Origin of the sequence: [Clostridium] aminophilum DSM 10710 (assembly GCF_000711825.1) — a bacterium.
Lineage (GTDB): Bacteria > Bacillota > Clostridia > Lachnospirales > Lachnospiraceae > Clostridium_R > Clostridium_R aminophilum.
Map to the genome: position 1 here is coordinate 70,264 of NZ_JONJ01000012.1, position 23,483 is coordinate 93,746.

21 protein-coding genes are annotated in these 23,483 nt (G+C 49.8%); 13 read left to right on the forward strand and 8 right to left on the reverse strand.

Annotation, left to right across the window (positions count from 1 at the left end):
* From BR86_RS0109775 to BR86_RS0109800, 6 genes are all read left to right on the forward strand, one after another.
* Complete coding sequence (locus BR86_RS0109775) at window positions 1–1,530, forward strand: sugar ABC transporter ATP-binding protein (protein ID WP_031473467.1); 1,530 nt, start codon at window positions 1–3, stop codon at window positions 1,528–1,530.
* The gene (locus tag BR86_RS0109780; RefSeq protein ID WP_031473469.1) at window positions 1,517–2,482 is read left to right on the forward strand and encodes an ABC transporter permease; all 966 of its coding nucleotides are present in this window, start codon (window positions 1,517–1,519) and stop codon (window positions 2,480–2,482) included. Before BR86_RS0109775 ends, BR86_RS0109780 begins: the two co-directional genes overlap by 14 nt.
* A 384-nt stretch (window positions 2,483–2,866) precedes the next feature.
* On the forward strand, window positions 2,867–3,466 hold the full coding sequence (locus tag BR86_RS0109785) for a nucleoside 2-deoxyribosyltransferase (protein ID WP_051684723.1): 600 nt from the start codon (window positions 2,867–2,869) through the stop codon (window positions 3,464–3,466).
* A 225-nt stretch (window positions 3,467–3,691) separates the two neighbouring features.
* Window positions 3,692–4,633 carry a malate dehydrogenase gene (locus BR86_RS0109790; RefSeq protein WP_161767309.1) on the forward strand — a complete coding sequence of 314 codons (942 nt, stop codon included), beginning with the start codon at window positions 3,692–3,694 and terminating at the stop codon, window positions 4,631–4,633.
* 40 nt (window positions 4,634–4,673) lie between these two features.
* Window positions 4,674–4,862: a hypothetical protein gene (locus tag BR86_RS0109795; protein WP_075034471.1), complete on the forward strand. Its 189-nt coding sequence runs from the start codon at window positions 4,674–4,676 to the stop codon at window positions 4,860–4,862.
* Window positions 4,859–6,280 carry an alanine/glycine:cation symporter family protein gene (locus BR86_RS0109800; protein ID WP_031473477.1) on the forward strand — a complete coding sequence of 474 codons (1,422 nt, stop codon included), beginning with the start codon at window positions 4,859–4,861 and terminating at the stop codon, window positions 6,278–6,280. The genes BR86_RS0109795 and BR86_RS0109800 overlap by 4 nt, the downstream gene beginning before the upstream one ends.
* 201 nt (window positions 6,281–6,481) lie before the next feature.
* On the opposite strand, the gene BR86_RS0109805 is transcribed toward BR86_RS0109800, so the two are convergent.
* The 3 genes from BR86_RS0109805 to BR86_RS0109815 form a co-directional block, all read right to left on the reverse strand.
* On the reverse strand, window positions 6,482–8,350 hold the full coding sequence (locus BR86_RS0109805) for an ABC transporter permease (protein WP_031473479.1): 1,869 nt from the start codon (window positions 8,348–8,350) through the stop codon (window positions 6,482–6,484).
* A 66-nt stretch (window positions 8,351–8,416) separates the two neighbouring features.
* On the reverse strand, window positions 8,417–8,725 hold the full coding sequence (locus BR86_RS0109810; protein WP_031473481.1) for a hypothetical protein: 309 nt from the start codon (window positions 8,723–8,725) through the stop codon (window positions 8,417–8,419).
* A gap of 293 nt (window positions 8,726–9,018) precedes the next feature.
* Window positions 9,019–9,963, reverse strand: a complete 945-nt coding sequence (locus BR86_RS0109815) for an L-lactate dehydrogenase (protein ID WP_031473483.1) — start codon at window positions 9,961–9,963, stop codon at window positions 9,019–9,021.
* A 333-nt stretch (window positions 9,964–10,296) separates the two neighbouring features.
* On the opposite strand from BR86_RS0109815, the gene BR86_RS0109820 reads away from it, so the two are divergent.
* Window positions 10,297–10,650 carry an arsenate reductase family protein gene (locus tag BR86_RS0109820; protein ID WP_031473485.1) on the forward strand — a complete coding sequence of 118 codons (354 nt, stop codon included), beginning with the start codon at window positions 10,297–10,299 and terminating at the stop codon, window positions 10,648–10,650.
* Window positions 10,651–10,716: 66 nt separating this feature from the next.
* On the opposite strand, the gene BR86_RS0109825 is transcribed toward BR86_RS0109820, so the two are convergent.
* Window positions 10,717–12,330, reverse strand: coding sequence for a sigma-54-dependent Fis family transcriptional regulator (locus tag BR86_RS0109825; RefSeq protein ID WP_031473487.1), 1,614 nt, complete (start codon window positions 12,328–12,330; stop codon window positions 10,717–10,719).
* A gap of 191 nt (window positions 12,331–12,521) precedes the next feature.
* Here BR86_RS0109825 and BR86_RS0109830 point away from each other — a divergent pair, with 191 nt between their 5' ends.
* From BR86_RS0109830 to BR86_RS0109860, 6 genes are all read left to right on the forward strand, one after another.
* Window positions 12,522–14,048, forward strand: coding sequence for an HAL/PAL/TAL family ammonia-lyase (locus tag BR86_RS0109830; RefSeq protein WP_031473489.1), 1,527 nt, complete (start codon window positions 12,522–12,524; stop codon window positions 14,046–14,048).
* 204 nt (window positions 14,049–14,252) lie between these two features.
* Window positions 14,253–14,795 carry a hypothetical protein gene (locus BR86_RS0109840; RefSeq protein WP_031473491.1) on the forward strand — a complete coding sequence of 181 codons (543 nt, stop codon included), beginning with the start codon at window positions 14,253–14,255 and terminating at the stop codon, window positions 14,793–14,795.
* A 50-nt stretch (window positions 14,796–14,845) separates the two neighbouring features.
* Entirely contained in the window at window positions 14,846–16,543 is a 1,698-nt protein-coding gene (locus BR86_RS0109845; RefSeq protein ID WP_075034472.1) for a sodium:solute symporter family protein, read from the forward strand.
* Window positions 16,544–16,782: 239 nt separating this feature from the next.
* On the forward strand, window positions 16,783–17,730 hold the full coding sequence (locus BR86_RS0109850; protein ID WP_031473495.1) for a DMT family transporter: 948 nt from the start codon (window positions 16,783–16,785) through the stop codon (window positions 17,728–17,730).
* Between the two features lie 87 nt (window positions 17,731–17,817).
* Window positions 17,818–18,855 carry a transglutaminase domain-containing protein gene (locus BR86_RS0109855; protein WP_031473497.1) on the forward strand — a complete coding sequence of 346 codons (1,038 nt, stop codon included), beginning with the start codon at window positions 17,818–17,820 and terminating at the stop codon, window positions 18,853–18,855.
* A 268-nt stretch (window positions 18,856–19,123) separates the two neighbouring features.
* Complete coding sequence (locus BR86_RS0109860; RefSeq protein WP_031473499.1) at window positions 19,124–20,455, forward strand: YjiH family protein; 1,332 nt, start codon at window positions 19,124–19,126, stop codon at window positions 20,453–20,455.
* A gap of 154 nt (window positions 20,456–20,609) precedes the next feature.
* Here the strand turns inward: BR86_RS0109860 and BR86_RS0109865 are convergent, their stop codons facing one another.
* The 4 genes from BR86_RS0109865 to BR86_RS15255 all read right to left on the reverse strand — a co-directional run bounded on the left by BR86_RS0109865 (window position 20,610) and on the right by BR86_RS15255 (window position 23,482).
* Window positions 20,610–21,029: an ATP-binding protein gene (locus BR86_RS0109865; RefSeq protein WP_031473501.1), complete on the reverse strand. Its 420-nt coding sequence runs from the start codon at window positions 21,027–21,029 to the stop codon at window positions 20,610–20,612.
* A gap of 19 nt (window positions 21,030–21,048) precedes the next feature.
* Entirely contained in the window at window positions 21,049–21,675 is a 627-nt protein-coding gene (locus tag BR86_RS0109870) for a haloacid dehalogenase-like hydrolase (RefSeq protein ID WP_051684724.1), read from the reverse strand.
* A 34-nt stretch (window positions 21,676–21,709) separates the two neighbouring features.
* Complete coding sequence (locus tag BR86_RS0109875; RefSeq protein WP_031473505.1) at window positions 21,710–22,015, reverse strand: STAS domain-containing protein; 306 nt, start codon at window positions 22,013–22,015, stop codon at window positions 21,710–21,712.
* 63 nt (window positions 22,016–22,078) lie between these two features.
* A complete protein-coding gene (locus tag BR86_RS15255) occupies window positions 22,079–23,482 on the reverse strand; it encodes a PP2C family protein-serine/threonine phosphatase (protein ID WP_161767311.1) in 1,404 nt (467 codons plus the stop codon).
* Window position 23,483 lies beyond the last annotated feature (1 nt).

Consider the following 23,483-nt stretch of genomic DNA (forward strand, 5'->3'; position numbering starts at 1 on the left):
ATGGAAAACAATCTTTCTTTGGAGCTGAGAAATATCAGCAAAACCTTTCCCGGCGTAAAGGCACTCTCCGGCGTATCGTTCTCGGCCGTTCCCGGTAAGGTGTGCGGCCTTGTCGGCGTCAATGGCGCAGGCAAATCCACCTTGATGAATATTCTCGGCGGTATTCACCAGCCCGACGAGGGCGGAGACATCCTGATCAGCGGAGAAAAGGTTGTCATTGAGAACCCGAAATCCGCAACGGATCACGGCATTGCCTTTATTCAGCAGGAGGTTCAGGCTTTTGACACCATGAGTGTGTACGAGAATATTCTGGCTTCGGATCTGAATAAGTGGCGAAAAAAGAATTCGTTTATTCTGGACCGGGCCGCGATGAAAAAAGAGGCACAGAAATATCTGGATATACTCGACAGTCCTATCGATGTCGATGCGCCGGTGTATTCTCTTACGGTTGGTGACAAGCAGATTATCCAGATTGCCAGAGCGCTCAGTCAGGGCGGGAAGATTCTGCTGTTTGACGAGCCGACGGCATCTCTTTCCGATCATGAGACTGCCAAACTCTTTGAGATCATCAAGAGACTGAAGGCGCAGGGGCACATCGTATTCTACATTTCCCATTTCCTCGACGAGATTTTTGAGCTGTGCGATCATGTCGTCATTCTCCGGGACGGTCAGGTCGTCGGAAAAGCGGAAATCGGCGATATTAATAAGGAAAAACTGGTTGAAATGATGCTGGGGTATCAGATCGAGGGCTCGGCGCATACCCGCAGCGGTTCGATCGGCGAGGTGATTTTCAAAGCGGAACATATCACCGGTGAAAAGCTGCCGAAGGATTTCAGCTTTGAACTTCATCGAGGAGAGATCCTCGGCGTCTGGGGACTGCTTGGATCGGGAAGAAGCGAGTTGTTCAATACTGTTCTCGGAATTGACCGGATGGTGGATGGAAAACTCTGGTTCCGGCAGAACGGAGAACTCAGCGAAATTTCACAGAAAGATTTTTACAGGCATATAGGGTATCTGACTGAGGGCAGACATTACGATGGCCTTTTTCTGAATATGTCGATCGGTCAGAACATCACCAGTTCCAATCTTGAGCAGTTTGCGTCAAAAGGATTGGGAATTCTGAACACGGCAAAGGAACATGTGGAAGCGCGAAGGCTGATGAAGGATGTCAACGTCAAGGCAATCGACGAGAACATGAAGGTCTCGAAGCTTTCCGGCGGAAACCAGCAGAAGGTCATCATTGCCAAGTGGTTCCTGAAAAATCCCGAAATTCTGTTTATGGACGAGCCGACCAAGGGCGTTGACGTCGGCGCAAAAAATGAAATCAAAGATCTGATTTTCCAGAAGGCGGAAAACGGTACCTCTTTTGTGATCGTATCGTCGGAGCTGGAAGAGATCATGAGTCTGTGCGACAGGATCATTGTGATTTATGAGGGCAGACTTGTCGGTGAAGTGGAAAAAGAGGACTTCTCAAAGGAAAATCTGATGAGAGGTATTGTCAGTCAGGAGGGGAAAAATGAAGAAAAATAAGATTGATTTATACAATATGTCTTCTTATTTTGTGCTGCTGGCCATCCTGATTGTCTTTGGCATCGGAGGCAACAATTTCCTGACGTTAAAAAGCCTGTATGCCACGGCAAATAACGGTTCTGCACAGATTCTGATCGCCTGTGCGGCCACCTTCGGACTTCTGGTGGGCATCATCGACCTCTCGGTTGCCGCCATCGGTTATCTGTCCGGTGTGGTCGCCGGCATGATGTTGCATCTGTACAGCGTGCCGTATCCGGTGGCGTTTCTGGCAGGCGTTGCGGTCGGTCTCTTCCTTGGGTGGATAAACTCGCTGCTGATCGTGAAATTCAAGATGAACGGCATGCTGGTCACCTTTGGTATGATGCTCGTCTTACGCGCGGTGGGCAGAATTTTTACGAATGATAAAACCATCACGCTTGACAAAGTAAAACCGCTCCGCCAGGCGAGAATTGATGCGCTGGGCGGATTGCAGATATCACTGATCGTTCTGATCGTGATCATTGTGGCTCTTCAGTTCATTTTGAAGTATACGGCGTTTGGACGCCGGTTGCTTCTGGTGGGCTGCGATGAAAACGTCGCGAAGAGAATCGGTATCAATGCCGACCGGGTCAAGACCGAGGCACTGATGATCGAAGGACTTCTCTGCGGGATGGCGGGATCCTATTTCTGGATCGTGGTTCAGGGCTCGATCGTGACGAGCGGTCTGAACGGCTATGAGTTCCTCGCCATTGCGGGCGCGGTGCTCGGCGGCGTCAGTCTGCTTGGCGGACACGGCAGCATTTTCCCGGGAGCGGTCATTGGCTCCATGGTTCTCCTGTATCTTGCATCCGGTATGGCGAATATGGGTATCGACCTCTTTGTCACACCGTTTGTCCGCGGTATTATTATATTTGTAGCGATGTATGTGGACGCGCTGCGCACCAGGAAAATGATGGGAAACAAGCTTGGATAAGCGAATCAGGCAGAGAATATTACAGCAGAGTAAAGGCAATACCGGACCGGATACGGTGGTATTGCGATTGCTCTGCTGTGTTTTAGTTTCATAGGAAATTTCTCCGAAATTCCCTATGAAACTAAAACGCCCCGCGGACTTTGTTCACGGGGGTCTTCGGTTTTTCTTATGTCACAAAACGCTTCGAGATGATGCACAGTGATCCTTCGCTGGGATTTTTTTTCGGACATAGTATATAATGAAACAAAGTGGATGGTGGCTGCATTGGACGATGCAGGCAGAGAACAAGAGGTCGGCCCGGATAAGAACAGTGTTTGATGTCTGCGCAGGTTGGTGTGCTTTCATGTTTTTTTGGATGGTTGAAGCAGAAAGGGGATATTGCAGATGAAAAAAGGATCGATGAAACTGGTGAAGATACTGGCGGTAATGTTTCTTCTGACGTTTGTCTCCGGATGCGCTGGTAATCAGAAGGCGGCTGAAAGCTCCGCCGCTGCAGAGACCAGGGAAGTCAAAACGGAAGCAAACAAGGCGGCGGAAGGAAAAAAGGTCTACTTTGCAGGACCGCTCTTCAACCACGCGGAGAAAGATTTTAATCGGAAAGTGGTGGAAATTCTCGAGGAGAACGGTTATCAGGTCTTTTTGCCGCAGCGTGACGGGATTGAGGCGGCACTTCTGGAGGGGAAAAGCGAAGAAGAGCTGACGCGGATGATCTTTGATCTGGATTCCGGAGAGGTGGAAAAGGCGGATATCATCTTTATGAATCTGGACGGCCGGGTTCCGGATGAGGGAGCCTGCGTTGAACTTGGCATTGCCTTCGGAAAAGGAAAACGATGCTATGGATTTAAGACGGACACCCGCTCCGTGGAGCTGGGACTGGATCTGAATCCGATGATCAGCGGCTGCATGAACAGATTTTTCAAGAATACGGATGGGGATGCATTGCTCGAGGAGATCCGGAAGTATCTGGCAGAGAATAATCTGTAAGCAGACCGAAGGAAAGGGAAAAAGTTATACCGCTGGAAAGAACGGGATAAGTCACGGTTCCGGGAAGAACACGGTCTTCCGTGCATTATCCGGTGACCGGTGAAGTTTACGGATATCATATGGATGATTTGCCGCTGTACACTCGTGACGTTCGTCGTGAGTCAGGCGGCATTTCTTGAAATATACTATTGCACAGACAATGCAGGAGAATATGAGGATTGCGGAATGAAAGTTGCGATTATAGGAGCCGGCAATGTAGGAAAAACGATATTTCACGACCTTCAATATGTGAATATGATCGATGAGATTACGCTGATCGGACGAAATCTGGATAAAGTGAAGGCAGAAGTTCTGGATGCGGAAAGTGCTGCCGTGGTGAGGGATGCGAGATGTCCAAGGCTTTCCTTTGGGGGATACGAAGCTTCCGGCGGAGCTGACATTCTGATCTTTACTGCGGGGGCACCGAACTTAACGGAAGACCGGATGGATCTGCTTCGGGCAAACTGCGCTGTCGCGGAGACGGTTTTTTCGGAAATCAACCGGTACAACACTGGTGGTTTGATCATTACTGTGACCAACCCGCTGGATGTGATTACCATGAAGGTCCGGCAGCTCACCGGGCGGAATCCGCGCAGGGTTATCGGCTCCGGAACACTTTTGGAGAGCGGAAGACTGACCCGGTTTCTGGCGGAGTTTCTGGAGGTGTCAAGCCGGTCGATTCAGCTGTCAGTGGTCGGAGAACATGGAGCGAGTGCGGTTTCGCTTCTCAGTTCGATCCGGATTATGGGGATGACCGTGGAGGAATATCTCAGGAGTACAACCGGTGAGAAGATGGTTTTGAAGAGCAGTCAGCTGAATGAGATTGTCCGAAATGAGGCGTTAAAAATCTTTCGTGGAAAAGGATATACCAGCACCGGCATTTCTGCGACGGTCTGCCGGATTGTCTCCGCGGTTGCCGAAGATCGCCGGGAGCTTCTGCCGGTTTCCACCGTCCTGCAGGGCGAGTACGGTGTGCACGGCGTTGCCGTCTCGGTGCCGTCGATCATCGGACGCGACGGCGTCGAGGGGATCCCGGAATATGAGATGACGGAAGACGAGAGAAACGGTTTTCTGGCTTCGGTGGATGTTGTGAGGAAGGCGGCTCAGGACGCCGGGATTCCTGTATGAGATCCAAAATGAATTCGTTATCTGGATGAGCTTTACGGATATGGACCTCTTGATCTCCATGCAGCTGCTTTTGCTGTTTATTCTTCATTCTTCAGGAACGACAGGAAATCCCAAGGATATCGTTCGTTTTCAGGAAGCGGTTGCTAAGAAAGTCTTGCCATTTCATACAAAACAAATGTATAATGCTCTCAAAAAACAATTTAACACTGTAAAGGGGGAAAACGTTTGAGCTTTGCTTCAATTATCGAGAGTATTGACAGTTTTCTGTGGGGGTGGCCGCTGATCATTCTTCTGTTCGGCACGCATCTTTTCATGACCGTGAAAACCGGTCTGATTCAGAAGGAGATTTTTAAGGCAATCCGCCTGTCCGTGACCAAAGATCCGGATGTGGAGGGCGATGTCTCACAGTTCGGTGCTCTGACCACGGCGCTTTCTTCGACGATCGGCACCGGCAATATCATTGGCGTCGGAACGGCGGTGGCTCTCGGCGGACCGGGGGCGGTGCTGTGGATGTGGCTGACCGGAATTTTCGGTATCGCGACGAAGTACGCGGAGACACTGATTTCCGTGAAATACCGTGTAAAGAGTGAGGACGGTTCCATGCTGGGCGGCGCGATGTACGCGCTGGATCGGGGACTGGGGAAGAAATGGCTCGGCGTCGTTTTCGCCTCTCTGGCAGCGGTCTGTGCGTTCGGCATCGGCAACATGGTGCAGGCAAATGCGATCGTGGCAAATCTTCGACAGAATTTTGCATGGGATGAGAGTCCGAACGGGACAATGCTGATGTATACGGCTGCATTTGCGCTCAGCGCGATGGTCGGTCTGGTCATCATCGGCGGTCTGAAATCGATCACCCGCGTGTCGGAAAAACTTGTTCCGTTTATGGCACTGTTCTATGTCATCAGCTGTTCGGTGATTCTGGTCCGAAACGCCGATGTTCTCGGTGAGGCGGTCAGGACGATCATCACCTCTGCGTTTACGACAACGGCAGCAGGCGGCGGATTTGTCGGAAGCACGGTGGCGACCGCCTGCCGGTACGGTTTTGCGAGAGGACTGTTCTCCAATGAATCCGGTATGGGCTCGGCTCCGTTGGTTGCTTCCGCGGCGCAGACCCGTAATCCGAAGCGACAGGCGCTGGTTTCCATGACCGGAACGTTCTGGGATACCGTGGTGGTCTGCCTGATGACGGGACTGGTGCTTGTCTCCAGTATCATCAAGTATCCGGCGATCGACGGCCTGTCGGGCAATGGTTCCGAGCTGACAACGATGGCGTTTTCCATGATTCCGGTGATCGGCGTGCCGATGCTCGTGATCGGTCTGGTGACGTTTGCCTTCTCGACCATTCTCGGATGGTATTATTACGGCGAGCGGTGCGCGGTCTATCTGTTTGGCGAGAAAGTCATCCTGCTGTATAAGATTCTCTGGATTGTTTCCATCTTTGTGGGATCGCTGGTGGAACTGAATCTGGTATGGAATATCGCGGATCTTCTGAACGGTCTGATGGCGATTCCGAACATTATTGCGGTGCTTCTTCTCTCAAAAGTGATCACGGAAGAGACGAAGAAGTACTCCGGCGAGCATCTTGCGGACAAGGATGAGACGGAGATTCCGGTTTTGAAGAACTCGAAGAAAGGCGTTTTGTTCTGAATTCTGAGATTTACACAGCATAAAAAGATTTACACAGTATAAAACGGGGCACATCGCACTGACACAAAAGTCGGTGCGATGTGCCCCGTTTTTCTTTTCGTCAGAACGTGCTTCACACTTTCCGATGAAAAAAAACGCTCCGAGAGGATGCACACGCCGCTGAGCGGAAGATATCACCATGCGGTGACCAGCGGACTTTGTTCATTCGTTCGCACTGACGTAATCCAGCTCATTGATCTTTTTGATCTGATTCAGGGTGAAACCTGCTGACAGAACATAGATCAAAAGGACCACAAGAAAATCTCTTAAAAATGCCGCAGGAGAGTAGTATAAGAACACACCGATCGCGGTGGTGCCGAGAAGATAGGGTACCGCCAGTTTGGATAAATGAAATCCCGCGATCAGTCCGACCGCTCCGCACACGGCGGAGAATACCGCGGTGCTGGAGAGAAAGATGGTCTTGAGCTCCCGGTAGCTGTATCCGAGCACGGAAAAGATCGCAATCTGCCGTTGTGATGCGCTTACGGAAAAACGGACAATAAACGCAACGACAGCCATGTAAAAGACGGTTGCGACAATATACAGGAATATGCTCATTCGTTTGGACTCCGGTTCCAGGCTTTCGGCCGGTCTTATAAAGTCTTCTTTCCGGTAAGCGCCAAGGAGCTCGGCCGGCTTATAATCGCAGGCTTTGTTTGAATAGACGCTGTTGTAGACCCGTTCCTTTCCCAGCCGTTCCCTCAGATCATCAATATTCATGTAAGCGGTATACATGACCCGGTAATCGGTGATGGAAGCGACCGTAAAGGCATATTCTTTTCCGGTTACTTCATCAAATACATTCAGCTCGTCATTTTCCTTCAGGCCGTAGCGGGAGGCCAGTGCGTTGCTGATGATGACTTTGCCGTCGAGGTTTTCGGTATTGACCGGGAAGAATTCGCTGGGCGATTCCAGTCCGATAAACGGGACATCTGCCACATAATCCATGTTGTTTATTTTAAATACCTTTTTATATACGGATTCACCGGTATCGGATGGCACGTCGGTATCGTCTAAAAGGTCATATACATATTCGTAGTTGATTTCGGCCGGAAGGCGGTCCATGATATTTACCAGATACTGGTCGAGACCGGTACCGAGCATATAGATCAGCCCCGCCACCAGCGAACCGGTCATAAGGATCAGGAATAAGCCTTTATCCTTTATAAACTGCGAACATATAAGATCAAACATAATCCGGTGCGCCCTTCCCGGATTCCGGCGCCGGGGGATACCGGTATCAAATGTTCCCTTCAGCAATGACACGGGGGACATCGAGAGCGTTTTGTTCAATCTCACCCAGTTGATCAGAAAGCAGATGACAGGCGGCATCAGGATACAATACGGAATGCTGAAAGGAGAGGCTATGACCGGCACCCGTGGGATGCAGTAATAGTTGGAAGGAGAGATGATCGTCGCCGCACTGAACCATATGCTTGCTGTCCAGCCCGCGCATCCGGCGATGAGGGCGATCAGCGTGGAGGGCGCAAGATACATAAGGATCACCTCGTGTTTTTTCACACCCATGGCGTAAAGCGCTCCGATGGATGCGCTTTCTCTCTCAATCGATGTCTTTATTCCGAGATAGAACACAACGGAGACGAGAACAACCAGTCCGATGCCGAGAATGTCCCCTCCCAGTTCATATGCATATCCGTCGATGATCGCCCGGCACATTCTGGCATTGTTGGCCCGGGGGACAAAGGTCAGGACAGCGTCGTTGTGATCGCCAATATTCAGCAGTTCCTTTCGCAGATCATCATCCGTTAAACCTTCTGCCAGTTTATAGGAATAGACAAAGTCCTGTCTTGTCTCCGAACCCAGTTCGGATAATAACGCCGCATAATCTTCGTCCGTCAGGAATGCAAGACCGAACAGCTCACTGTTGGAACTGTAATCCGAGATGTTCCTGGCAGGCATATCATAATCCGTGACCGAACCGAGACCGGTGATCCGAAAGGCGCGTGAAGCGATATGGATGGTATCTCCGGCGGAAAGCCCATATGCCGCAGCGTAACATTTATCGATCACCAGTTCACCGCTCTGAACGGGGTAAGATCCTTCATCGAGAACCAGAAGGTCGATCTTATTACGAACTTAAAAAAAACGCAGGATACTGCCGTTTTCCATCTCCCTGTCAAAGGAAAAGATCCGTTCGGTGGTGTATCCTTTTTGCTGTAGTCGGTCTTCTGCCGGTTCGGCAAGCGGTTTTCGAAGAGAAAACTGGCCGTCCTGATAATTGGAAGTGATATAATTCTCCTCACAGACAGCTTTGGTTGAGTAAGTCACGGAGGCCAGGGTGGACGCGATATACATGCCGATGGCGATAAGCAATGCCATCAGAAGATAGATGTTCCTGTTCCGCAGGATGTCCCTGGGAACGTTATTTTTTAAAATCCCAAGCATAATCGAGGTCCTCCGCATTCGCCGGTTAAGAACATAAAGTGAGTGCTATGATAATGTATATTATAATATATTATAGCTCAGTGTACCGATGAAATGCACCGGATATTATCGACCGGTGATCCGACAGATGCCTGTGACCAGAGACACCTGAGACCAGAGACACCTGAGACCAGAGATGCCTGAGACCAGAGATGCCTGAGACCAGAGACATCTGAGACCAGAGATGCCTGTGACCACAGATGCCTGTGAGGACACAAAAAACAAATTCAACAGGACCGAAACTTCTGCTTGGTTCAGAAAGCGGTGTCTAATACTTTTTTCAGCGTCTTTGCGGATGCCTGAAGTGCTGCTTTTTCATCCTCGCTCAGCCGGATCGGAACTGCACCTTCGACCCCGTCCCTCCCGACAATGGCCGGCATACTCAATGCGACGTCATCGATTCCGAAGTCACCGTTCTGGATGCTCGAGATCGGGAGGATGGATTTTTCATCACGGATGATTGCCTCACAGATGCGCCGGACACTCATCGCGATACCATAGTAGGTAGCTCCCTTCTTCTCAATGATCTCATAGGCGCTGTTTTTAACGCTTTCCGCAATTTCTTTCATCGCTTTATCGTGGTCGAAATGTCCTCTCATTTCGCAGAAAGCATTCAGCGGAATGCCGGACACATTGGCACTGCTCCAGGCCGCAATTTCGCTGTCTCCGTGTTCTCCGATGATAAAGGCGTGCACCGAACGGCTGTCTATTCCCAGATGCTCTCCGAGAAGGTACTTGAGCCGCGCGGTATCCAGAACCGTTCCGGAGCCGAACACCCGGTTCTTCGGAAATCCGCTGAGCTTTGCCGCCACATATGTGAGGATGTCAACCGGATTTGCTACAACCAGAAGTATTCCTTCCCGGTTGAATTTTACAATTTCCGGGATGATAGACTTGAAAATGGCGATGTTCTTATTCACCAGATCCAGTCGGGTTTCTCCCGGCTTCTGACCGGCACCGGCGGTTACGACCACGACAGCGGCATCTTCCGCGTCCCGGTAATCCCCGGCATAGATCTGCATGGGTTTTGCAAACGGCAGACCATGGCTGATATCCAGCGCCTCGCCTTCCGCTTTTTCACGGTTTACATCGATCAGCACCATTTCCGAGAAGAGTCCGCTCTCCATCAGGGCAAACGCTGACGCCGATCCGACAAATCCACATCCAACCACCGCTGCTTTTCTCTGATTCAATGCCATAATATGCCTCCTGAAATCTTCAAAATCAAAACTGAGATTTGAAACTCGTCACTGAACTCCGAATTACGGGACCAAACGATGAAATCCGGTTTAGGGGGATGTCATTTGGCGGGCGGGTTCCTTTGTTGAGTACAATATACTATGAAATTGGTATGCTTTTCTGTTGCAATGGTGACGAAAAATTATAATAGCAGTTTAGCATTAAATGATCACGAAAATGCTATAATAGAAGCAGTAACAAAATCGGATGCACCTTTTAAGAAAAAATGTATTAGTTTTTTTTGAGTCAATATCCCCGCATGGAAACTGCTGTGAGCAAAACAGGAGGTCAGTATGGTTCAGGTTTATTGTTACGATCGATGCACAACGTGTAAAAAGGCGCTGAAATGGCTGGATGAGAAGAAGATTCCGCATGAAGTGATTGATATTAAGGAACATCACCCGGATGAAGCGAAGCTGAGAGAGTATTATCAGAAGAGCGGGCTTCCCTTAAAGCGGTTCTTCAACACCAGCGGACAGATCTACCGGCAGATGGAACTCTCCAAAAAGATTCCGGCGATGACAGAAGAAGAGCAGATCCGGCTTCTGGCGACCGACGGTATGCTGGTAAAAAGACCGCTTCTGATCAAAGACGATCATGTACTGACCGGGTTTAAGCAGGAGGAGTGGGAGAGCGTCCTTCTGTGAAGAACGGAGAGAAACAGGCAACCCGCCGGAGCCTATGTCTGCACGAGGCCCTGACGGGTTGGATTGCTATTGTCTGCTTTTTCGGAGACGGTATTGGAGACTCTGCCGTTTCAGCCCCAGCGCTTCCGCAGATTTCGATATATTACCGTTATAGTGATTCATGGTTTTTCGGATGTAAGTCTGTTCGAATTTTTCCACCGCCTTCTTCAGATCTTCCGGCTTAAAATCCTCATCCGGCAGGTCCGCGGCAGCACTGTTATCCGTGAGAAATGCCGGGAGATCATCTGGAAGGATCTCCGGTCCTTTGCCGCGTGACATCGCATAATCCACCGCATAATTCAGTTCTTTCCGGTTGCCGGGCCAAGGATAGGCCTCCATGTACTGCAGTGCTTTTCCGGAAATGCCGGAAAAACGGTTTCGGAAAATGGACAGATTCTCATTGGCTGCAATCCGTTCCTGAATGAGATTCCGGATATCCTTTCGGCGTTCCCGAAGCGGCGGTATATACAGGGGGCAGACCGAGAGACGGTAATACAGGTCAATGCGGAAGTTTTTTGTCTTCACGAGCTCCGGAAGGAGCTCGGATGTCGTGGAGACAACCGAAAACGAGCTGTAAATGTCGTCGCTTCCGCCCGTTCTCCGGAAGGAATCTCCCTGCAGGACATGGAGCAGGATGCTCTGGGCGCGAAGGGAGAGGGAACTGACTTCCTCCAAAAGAAGAATGCCTCCGTCCGCCTTTTCGAGCAGTCCGGTCCGCTCGTCCTCATTTCCGGTTTCCGTGCCCAGAAGAACCTGTTCCTGTAATTCTTCCGGAATTGCGGCGCAGTTCATGACCTGAACCGGCCGATCCTTCCGCAGACCGGTATTGCAGATCCCGTATGCCAGCAGCTCCGTCTCCGTTCCTTCTTCGCCGGAGATCAGCAGATTCTCCGTTTTTTGTGCGGCCCTTCCGGCGTCGATCATCAGTTTTTTCATGGCGACGCTCTCCGCCGGAATGTCCTCCAGAGACTTCCAAGAGAATTGGTTTACCTGAAGCCGGCTTTCTTTCAGCGCATCCTCAATCCGGCTCAGTTCTTTGATTTTCCCTTCTACCATTTCCATGTTCATCTCGGTATCGACGATTCCGAGAAGCTTCCCGTCCCGAAAAACAGGCCAGGCGTTATTGACGGTGGTAAAGGACGCGCCGCTGCGCGCTTTATACCGGCAGAACCGGTTCGCGATACGGTTCTGTGTCCGCAAGGCGGTCAAAACCGTACTGTAATCCGCGTCAACCTCAAATAATTCCAGAACATGCTTGTGCTTGATCTCATTGTGCGGAAAATCCATGGTGGAAAGACCGGCATTGTTAAAATACACCGCCATGGCATTGCGGTCGTAGAGCTGGATGCTTTCCGGAAAGATATCGAGAGCAGCCTTCAGGAGCTCTTCCATGTGATCATTGTACTTTAAAAAGACCGCGGATTCGCCGCCCGGCATCTCGAAACGATGGTATTGAAATTCCTCATCATTCCAACAGATGGTTTCCTCATCCGGATTGGTGACAAACGCCGGTATATCGGAAAAAACCGCGCCCGGGTAGGCAGACCAGATGTCTCCGAGGCTTTTTTGAAGTTCCGGATTCTTCCATTCGATGGTTGTGATGAAACCGTTTGAATCAAGGGAAATGATAACGTCAAACATCGGTGTCCTCCTGCAAAAAATATTTGCACTATAGATTATCTTACTTAAAAGATTGAAAAAGTCAACAAATTAACTTGACATCCTACAGAAAACGACATATATTTCAGAAAACAAAAAATTATGCAGATGCAAATAAATTTTGCATCAACAAAATCAGGAACCCAACGAAGGGTGTTTCAAAGGAGACGGTTATGGATAACTGCATCGAACTGGGCGGGAAACTGACACTGGAAGAATTTATCCGTATTGTCCGCGGTCATGTGCCGGTCCGTTTTTCCGGGGAATACAGAGAACGGGTGAATCGATCCAGAGAACTCGTGGAACAGTGGACAGCCGAAGAACGGGTGATGTACGGTGTGACAACCGGTTTTGGCGCCCTCTGCACGAAAACAATATCCAAAGAGGAGGCGGCGCAGCTTCAGCGGAATATTCTTCTCTCTCATTCGGTTTCGGTCGGCGAACCGCTCCCGGAGGAGGCAGTCCGCGGAACCATGCTGATGGTCCTTCAGAATCTGGGACAGGGATATTCCGGTGTCCGGTTTGAACTTCTGGAAATGTACCGGGAGTTTTTAAACCGGGATCTCACGCCGTGGGCGCCGGGAGACGGATCGGTTGGTTATCTCTGCCCGGAAGCGCATATGGCGCTGGTGCTTTTGGGGGAAGGAAAAGCGACCTGGAAGGGAGAACTTCTGGATGGAAGAGAAGCGCTGAAACGGGCGGGACTTGCTCCGATCACGCTCGCCTCCAAGGAGGGACTCGCGCTGATCTCCGGCACCACATCCGTGACCGCGATGGGAGCAATTGCCGTATATGACATGATTCAGGCGGCGAAGAGCGCGGATGTGATCGGCGCCTGTTCTCTGGAAAACTGCAGAGGGCTTCTTGCGGCGTTTGATGAGCGGGTGATGTCCGTGAGACCGCATCCGGAGCAGAAGGGCTGCGCGGAAAATGTGCGCACCGTTCTGGCCGGTTCTAAGGTGATCGAGAACGCGAAGACCAGTCACCTTCAGGACGCACTTTCTCTCCGCTGTATTCCGCAGCTCCACGGAGCGGTGAAAAAAACGCTGTATGACGCGAAAAGGACGATTGAGACAGAGATGAACTCGTGCTGCGACAATCCGACCATCTGGCCGGAAGCGGGAGCGGAAGACGTTATCTCCGCCTGCAACTGCGATTCTTCCTATGTCGGGCTGGAGATGGATTCCTGCTCCATTGCGGCCGTCATGCTGGCCAAAATGTCGGAGAGAAGAAATAACCGGATGATCGATGGCAATACGTCCGGATTACCGGCCTTTCTGATCCGGAATCCGGGACTCAATTCCGGTCTCATGGTGCCCCAGTATACACAGGCCGGACTGATCAACCGCATGCGGGTTCTGGCGTATCCGGCTTCCGTCGACAACACGCCAACCTGCATGAATCAGGAAGATTATGTTGCGATGGGATATACCGCAGCCCGGAAGGCCTGCGAGATGGTTCAAAAACTTGAGTATGTGCTTGCGATTGAACTACTGACCGATTACGAGGCACAGGCGTTCCGGGAGCCGGCCGAAACGATTGCTGCGGTTACCGAAGCCGTTTACCGCCGGATCGAAGAGCGGGTTCCGGTGCTGAAAGAGGATGAATTCCTGTACCCGCATATTGAGTTCCTACGGCAGATGATCCACAGCGGGGAGCTGCTGCGAATCACGGAAGCGATCACCGGGCCGCTGCAATGAAAAACGCGGGGAAATGCTTCGGATTATGGAAGCGATCACCGGACCGCTAAGTGAAAACGGCGGGGAACTGCTGAGAATCACGGAAGTGCTCACCGGGCCGCTGCAATGAAAATGCAGTGAAGAGGAATGAGTCCGGGATGAGTGAGAAAAAGCATACGGTATGCGTGTTCCGCGATTCGCGGATCTTAGGAGGAGATACGGCACATGATGACGACAATACAGACACTTCCGCTAGTCATGCCGGAAGAAGAGGCTTTGAAAATTGCCGGAGGATACCGGAATCCGTTTGTGAAAATGATGGCCGGAAAAAAGAAGATCAATCTCCGGCTGATGTACCTCGAAAACCGTTATTACATCTATGAAATCACCTACCATAAAAGCCCGATTGCCAGTCTCTTTGGAAAGGAGGAAGTGGAAAAGAGACAGAAAATCCGCATCATGGTGGACGCGACGACCTGTTCGGCGTCCTATACTTCAGATCCGATTGTCACGGTCCGGAAGGAGACCGATGATCTCAGTGTGCAGGGATCCTATTATGACGATCAGCGGCTGGAGGACTGCGGAGCAAATATGGCAAAACGGATGGTCCGGCGCCGTGTCGGAAAGCAGATATCCATTCGGGCTCTCTCAATGGAAAAAGTATACAGACCGTTTTATATCGCCGTATACGGGGATATGAAAGAGGGGACAAAAGCGCGGTATCTGCCGATCGCAGCAGACGGCAATGAAATCAATACCACGCTGTGAAACAGGAAACAGAGTTTTTGAGTATGCGAAAAGGATTTGGAGGAAGATTTATGTTAATGACGTTGGTGGATGACCTTGCGGTCGTGGCTCTCGTGTGTCTGATCTTCGGCATCGGAGCGTATCTTTCAAAGAAAAGCAGCAGTTCAGAAAGTTTCTTTAATGCCAATCATGCGCTTCCGTGGTCGTTATGTGTCGGCACACTCATGGCTTCCTGGTATAACGGAGCCGGAATTATGGGAACCGTCGGTTATGTCTGCACGATGGGTTTTGCCGCATTTTTCCTGTGGTCGATCGGGTGTCACGCGGTTCGTTTTCCGCTGGCGCTCTGGGTTGCGCCGAGAATTTCCGTGAAAGCGAAGGGCACCATCCCGGAGCTGCTCCGGCTGAATTACGGAAAATTTACATCCATTATGGGTGCGGTCGTCCTCGTGATCACCTGTCTTTCCATCAGTGAGATCGCCTGCATCGGTTATATCGGCGAAGCCGGCTGGAATGCCGACAAGGTTCTGGCTGCGGTCATCGTTGTCGGAATTTCCATCGCGCTGACCTGTCTTTCCGGTCTCATGGGCGTCGCAATCACGGATATGATTTTCTTCGCGATGATGGTCTGCTGTGTCTGCGCCGTTTTCCCGCAGATGTTTTTTGAGGTGGGAGGAATTCACGGATTCCATGCAGCGCTCGATACGGTAGATCCGGCGATGATGACCCCGCTGGGCGGAATTCCGGTGCCCCAGGCGATTATTCTGATTCTTCTCTGCATCAACATCTACAAGGACCCCACATTCTATCAGCGTTTTGCGGCGGCAAAATCTCCGAAAACCGAAAAGAGGGCGATGCTGACCTGTTTCTCCATCTTTATGTCCTTTGACCTTGTTATCATGATGACCGGTATCGTCATCCGTGTGCTGGATCCGTCGCTCTCCAGTCAGCCGGAAGTCGAGTATATCCGTCAGGTGCTGATGCATCTTCCGGTCGGTGTCCGCGGCGTATTCATCGTCGGTGTGGCGGGCGCCATCATTTCCACTCTGGACAGTTACTATCTCTGCGGCGGAGAAATCATTGCCAATGATATCATCTACATGCTGCGCGGCGACAAGCGGCTGTCTGACCGGAACAGTATTCTTGTGACAAGGATTTCGGCGGTGGTGTTCGGTATTATCGGCCTTGCAACCGCGTTCCGTTTTGAGCGCGTGTATGACGCGTTTCTCTTTATTGCCAGTCTTTCCATGACACTCCTCTTTGTTCCGATGATCGCTGCGCTCATGTACGACGGAAGAAAGACCAATGTTGCCGGCCTCGCCTCCATGATTGTCGGAGCGGCATCCTGGATTTTCTTTGGATATTTTCTCCCGATTGATATCGACGGATACGTCATTGATCCGGTTCTGATCGGCCTGCCGCTTTCGCTGATTGCATTTGTCATCGGCAACCGTTTCGGCGTTGATCTGACGGAGAAGAGAAAAGAAGATCTTCTGGCGAAGGGAACCCCGGCGGAAGAACTGGTCAAAGAGGATCGGACGCTCTCGGAAGAGTATAAGAAAGAGATCCGGATCGAATGGATCGGCATGGACGGCGCGCTTGTCCTGCTCTATATTCTGCTTGGATGTTTCTACGGATACGGAATTATCAATCAGGTGGAATGGATCATCGGATACGGTGCTCCGGTCATCGCCATGGGCATTGTGATCGGCGTATTTGCAAAGTATCTCACGGAAGTTGCGTCCGTGATGAATGGAAAAAACAGATAAAATAACGAATCCCCCGAGGATGTACAGAACGGAGTCTGCAGTCAGACATGGTTCTGTACATCCGTTTTCTATGCTATAATTAAAACTGTCTGATAAAAAGGAGACCGCGGATGTGTTTCTTTCGGCCGGCCGGTTTGCCGGCTGCTCATGATTCGACGGATTTTATCTGTCCTTCCTGCGGAAAGCAGGAGTGCGCTGACGGCTGTCGAGGGAAACAATACTGATATGGTGTGAATAACATGGAAAAAACAATATCCGGAAAAACAGGAATCGCATATATCGCACTTCTCATCGTTTTCTTTCTTTGGGGAAGCGTATATGTGGCGAACGGCTATATCCTTCAGTCGCTCAGTTCCATAGAACTGGCCTGCTGTCGTTTTGCAGTCGCGGCCATCGCCCTTGGCGGAGCCGTGGTACGCCTGCGGACTTCGCGCCCCCGAAAAGAAAAGATCCATGTGGAGAAGAAGGATTGGAAGACTTTTCTCTGCATCGGGTTTATCGGTTATTTCTTTTCCATTGAATGTGCGATGCTCTCGATTCAGTGGACCGGTGCTTCGATGGCATCGCTGATCAATTCGCTGAATCCGGTGATCATTTCCGTGTTTGCCGCATTTTTCCTGAAAGAAAAACTGACCGTGAAAAAGATATTCTGCCTGGCACTCGGTCTTTTGGGCGTGCTGGTGGTTTCCGGAGGGCCCTCTGCGGAACCGGGGCAGCTGACGGGTGTTCTCTGGGGAATGGGATCGATCACTACCTGGGCGTGGGCAGTGATGTACGTTCGCCGGCTGTCGGATCGATACAATGCTTTGATGATCACATTTCTTGTCATCACCATAAGCCTCCTCTTCCATATTCCGACTGCGGCGATTGAAGTGGCAGTGAAGGGAATGCCGGTCATTCATCCGATGACGGTAATCTGTATTTTCTATTCCGGGATTTGCGGAACCGCGATTCCGCAGTTTTTGTGGAGTTTTGCACTTTCAAAACTTCCGGCCAGTACATGCTCCATGTTTTATCCGTTGATGCCGGTCTTTTCCGCTCTTCTGGGCGTCATGCTTCTGGGAGAATCCCTCAGCAGCCGTTTCTTTGTCGGCGGCGCCATGATTGTGTCAACGGTTATCATCAGCTGTCTGCCGGATAAACGCGGGAGCCGGGAACAGAAACCAGCTCAGAAACCGCAGGGATAGGATGAAATAGAGAATGATCTCTCTGATCCGCCGGAAGAAAGGAAGAAAGGAATCTCCCTCAATTACGCAGAGACAGAAAGATAAGGTATGGAACAGTTTTACTATAATCACTTTGACAAAATGGAACAGGGCGTCTATTATGCGATTCTCAAGGGAATCCGGGATCTGGAAACGGAATTTCTCATCCCGGTGTGCGAGGCGTCCCGACTCCATGATATTTTCTTTCAGATTCGGATGGACCACCCGGAGATCTTCTGGGTAAAGGGCTATCATTACCGGTTTTACCGGGATTCACCGAATATCATTTTCTGCCCGGAGTATCTTTTTCAAAAAGATAAAATTCTGGAACATCAGAAAGCGATGGATGCGAGAGTACGGAAAATTGTCCGCGGGATGGACGGAATGACAGAACTGGAAAAAGAAAAGTACGTCCATGATTTTATCTGTGAAAATGTCCGCTACGACAAACTCAAAAAGCCGTATTCGCATGAGGTGATCGGACCGCTCGGACAGGGCGTCGGTGTCTGTGAGGGAATTGCGAAGTCGGTGAAGATCCTTCTGGATGCGGCGAAGGTCTGGAATATTATCGTTCTGTGCGGAAACAACCCGGAAAGGGGGATCAAATACCGTCATGTGTGGAACGTTGTCCGGGTCGGGGGGACGTACTACCATATGGATGCGACCTTCGATAACACGTTGACCAGGGAAGCACCCGGAAAAGAGCTCTCCATCCGGTACGATTACTTTAATTTGCCGGATAAGCAGATCTTCCGGGATCACGAACCTCTGATTGCTCCGGCGCCGAAATGCACGGAAGGAGATCATTTTTACTATCGGGAAAAGAAACTGTCCTTTACGAAAGAAGAGGATGTCTATAAGCGGGCGCTTCAGGCGGCAAAAAAGAAGAAGACGCTGATTTTCCACTGGAGAGGCGGGTATTTCACCAGAGAGATCTTTCTCAATCTGGTGAACTGTGTGCGGAAAGCAGGGGAAGAGAAGAATCTGACAGCCTGTATTTCCACGAATTTTGCCCAGGCCGTGATGAAAGTCAGCTTCCGCGAACCGGAGAAACAGGAAGAGATCATTCTGGAGGAAGCGAATATCTCAGAGAAATTCGAAGAGTAAAGATATAAAAGTTACAGAAAAATTAAAATAATTTCAAAATCCATCAAAATAGTATTGCCTTTTGGAAAATATTGGAACTATAATCTGGTTATAGTGGATATGGCTATATGTCATGGATGCGCACGCCGCTGAAATGGAATAGGTCACCTTATGGTGACCATCGGCGGCGCGCAAAGTCCGGGGCGATCCTCTCAGGATTGAGGGGATGGGGTAGGCGAAGTCCGCTTGCGGACTTTGTAAAAAAATATTTTGGAGGAGGAGAAATGTTATGACAGGACAGGCAGTTGAAACAAAACATGAAGCTGATTCAAGGGGAACGGACATCGCCAAGTTTGTGCTTTGCAGTGCACTCGGCATCTTTATGTTCTTCATCAGTGTCAGTTTTGGCGGTAAATCCACGATTCCGCTGGATCATCTGACGACAATTGTAAGGGGCGCTCTCGGTGAAGCTCAGAAATGGGTTGTTCTCGCTGTCATCGCTGCCGGAGCGGCACTGCCGTTTGTGAAGAAAACCTGGAACCAGAGCACACAGTCCGTGGTCTTTTCGGTCTTCAAGGTCGTTGGTCTGATCTGCGGAATTATGTATATGTTCCATCTCGGACCGGAAGAATTGCATACGAATGCGGATCTGTTTCCGTTCCTCTATGTCACGCTTTGCTGTTCGTTATGTTTCCTGATTCCGATCGGAGCGGTATTCCTGTCATTTCTGACGGATTATGGTCTGATGGAGTTTGTGGCAGTGTTCCTTCAGCCGGTCATGCGCAAGATTTGGAAGACACCGGGCCGAAGCGCAATTGATGCGGTCGCATCCTTTGTCGGAAGTTATTCACTGGCTCTTCTGATCACGGACCGTCTCTATCAGAACGGACGTTACAACAAGAAGGAAGCCTTCATTATCGCAACGGGATTCTCTACCGTATCGACCACTTTCATGGTTGTTGTGGCAAAGACCCTCGGCCTGATGGATCGCTGGAACTTCTATTTCTGGACAACGCTGGTGATCACCTTTATCGTCACCGCGATCGTTGCAAGAATCTATCCGACATCCAAAGTTCCGGATGAGTATATGGAAGGCGTTACACCGGATCCGGAGCAGATTGTCACAAGCGACCGTCTGAATGTCGCATGGAAAGATGCGCTGACCGCATCCCATAATTCCGGCTCAATCGTGGACAATGTAGTGAGAAACACAAAGGACGGCTGCCGCATGGTTGCGAACATTCTTCCGACCATCATGTCCATCGGCTTTGTCGGAATGCTGATTGCGCTGTTCACGCCGGTATTCAACATCATCGGATATGTGTTCTATCCGTTCACTATGGCGGTTCAGCTGCCGGAGGCAATGACGGCGGCAAAAGCGATTTCCACGTCGATCGCGGAAATGTTCCTTCCGGCGGCATTTGTCGCGGAAGCGTCGATCCGCACCAGATACGTGATCGCGGTTTCCTGTATCTCGGAGCTGCTGTTCTTCTCGGCGGTCATTCCGTGTATTCTTTCGACCAAGATTCCGGTCACCATTCCGCAGATTCTGATCCTGTGGGTTGAGAGAGTGATTCTGTCGATCCTTCTGGCCGGTGCGGTTGCTCTGCTGGTATTATAACAATCGTTCTACTGTGTTGAAATGTCAAAATCCGGCCGTCTGATGAAAATCAGCGGCCGGATTTTGACATGGTCTGTTCCGCCGGGCACCACTCAGGGTTGAAGGGAAAACGGGAGCCAAAGCCCGCTTGCGGACGATGTTGATTTTTAGAAGTTTAGGAAAGGACATGGGTATACTTTTTTAAGGTTAAGATATTCCTGCCGTCCTTATACTCATACAGCATATCGTCCATCAGATTTCGAACCAGAAAGATACCGAGCCCTCCGATCGGGCGAAGATCTGCCTCCAGTTCCACATCCGGTTCATCCGCTTCCAGGGGATTATAGGGCTTCCCCTCATCGATGAACGTCAGAACGGCTGCGGAAGATGTCTCCTCGAAATCAAATTGTACGGTGACCGGTCCGGCTTCCGAATCGTAAGCATAGGAACTGATATTTGCAAACAGTTCATCCACCGCCATTTTCATCTGAATCATAAGTCTTTCCGTGCATCCCAGTTTTTCCAGCTCAGAAAGGACGAAATTCTTTACGGACGGAATATTCTCAACATTGGAATCAACATGAAATTCTTTCATTTACACAAAGACCTCTTTTCTATAAATGAACCGACCATCCCGTATCTATTTTTTCATGAATCTTCTTTACCGTGTCAATGTCCAGTTTCGGCCAGTCTTCTACCTGTTGTGCCTTATGCGTCACTAAATGAGCTTTCTCTGCACACAAAGCGAGAGGAGTATCGGCCAGAGAATCGGAATAGAAATTCTCAATATCCGGAAAACCCTGGTCGAAAATGTATGCCGCTTTTTCTCTTGCAAACATCAGATTATCCACAAATGCGCCCACGTCCCGATCATACTCGGTTGCAATGAAATTGACGCCGAGTCTTCTGGCGGCCGGTTCGATGATGCAGTTCGGAGAAGCGCTGATGATCAGATCATCCGGTCGTTTTTGCGCCAGATACCATGCGGAAACTCTGCTGATATGCTTATCCCAGAATTTTTCTATCTGTTCGTCAAAATCGTCAATCAGACAAAGGAAACTGAAAAACGTCCGCTCAAAAAGAAACCTGGGGATTTTTTTCCGCTTTAGCTGAATCGCAGATTTCACCAGTTTCGGTACATAGGTAAAAGCTAAAGAAGGATGCCGCCATAAACACCAAAAGGCAAAGCTTACAGCGCAATCCGGATGATAAATCGTACCGTCAAAATCGTACACATTCATTTCAATATTGCATCCTTTCAGCAGAAATTCGGGGTCACTTGATCTGGAAAACCGCATCCAGACCGGTGATATAAAGGACTTCATGGAAATTCGGCCCGATATTCAGAAACTTCATTTGACCGTGCGCACTCTTCATGTTTTTAAAGGTGCTTAAAAGAACACGGAGTCCGGCGGAGGAGACGAAATCGCAGCCTTCAAAATCAAGGATCAGTACTCCGGAAACATCCAGTTCTTCTTCAAAAAGCGCTTTCAGTTCCGGTGCGGTATTCGTATTCAGTTCTCCTTTTAAAAGAATTTCAAGCTGGTTTCCTTCCTTTTTTTTCAGCATTTCCAGTTCCATTTTCTTTCCTCCCGGTTTTTGTATTTTTCAGCATCACATGACCATCATTAAGAGCATCCCGTCTTATTTTATGGTCAGAATCAACATTGTGATATCATCAAACTGTTCCGTATCCGCTGCAAATGTTTCAACCTGATCCAATATTTCGGAAAGAACAGTTTCTCCTTTTTTATCGTCGGTATGATTGAGAATATTCATCAGCCGGTCCTCTCCGAAGAGTTCCTTCTGGGAATTATGAGCCTCGGTAACGCCGTCCGTATAAAGTAAAATACGGTCTCCGGAGGAAAGCTGTATTTCATCCTGCCGATATACGATACCTTCCATTCCGGCCAGAAAAAGACCGTGTTTCTTTTCCAGCGCTTCGCAGGGCATCCCATTTCTCTGGATCATGGGGAAATTGTGTCCCGCATTGGTAAACTGCAGGATCATCGTCCTTAAATCCAGAATTCCGATCCATGCCGTTGCAAACATCCCGGCGTCGTTATTGTCGCAAAGACGGTCATTTACTGTTGTAAATATGTCCGCCGTATCCGTCTGGGTCAGTGCGTAATCTTTGATCATCGTCTTGGCCGTCATCATAAACATAGCGGCCGGGATCCCCTTTCCGGAGACATCGGCGATCACGATACAAAGACGGTTTTCATCGATCATGAAAAAATCATAGAAGTCACCGCCCACTTCCCTGGCGGTCGTCATGGATGCGAAAAGGTCAAATTCCTTTTTTTCCGAAAACGTGGGGAAAATGTTCGGCAGCATATCCTTCTGGATCTTCTCGGCCATTTCCAGTTCGGCTCCGATTCTTGCATTGCCTTCCGCAAGCGTTTTCTCCTTCTGCAACAGATGTTGGCAGCAAATCACCATCTGACGGGAAGCCACCGAAATGATGATCAGCTGTAACAATTTGACAAAATAGTTTGAAATAATGGTATTCTTGAGCATTTTCACGCTGTCATACGGAATTCCCCTGACGGCGTCGTCAAGCCACATGGCATCGTTGGTGACAATGATGGTTCCGGGTTTGTACGCGACAAAATTCAGATCCAGCATTCCGTAATTTGCTCCGAGAATATATGCAAAAAAGAAAACAATGACAGATATCACGGAAATGTATATCGTGTATTTTTCATTAAAATACCGGATGGATAAAAGGATCGGAATTGCCGCCAAAAAAGTGACATTATAGGTAAGTACCATCGTGGTTACGGCATAAACGAGGATACTCGCCGTCATCAGAAGATACTTGATCCACACTTTATTATATTGGAGATACCGGCTGATCCCATTTACAAGACTGATTAAAAGAAGGTTGAAGATCATCAGTCCGCGGTACGGGATCCGGATATAGAAAACACCCGCTTCGAATAAAAACCAGGTTATCGCCACGATCACGAAGGTAACATTAAGGACCAGCGCCATCATGCGATTCGCGTCCAACTCATTCTCACGTAAGATGGGATCATAATTCATA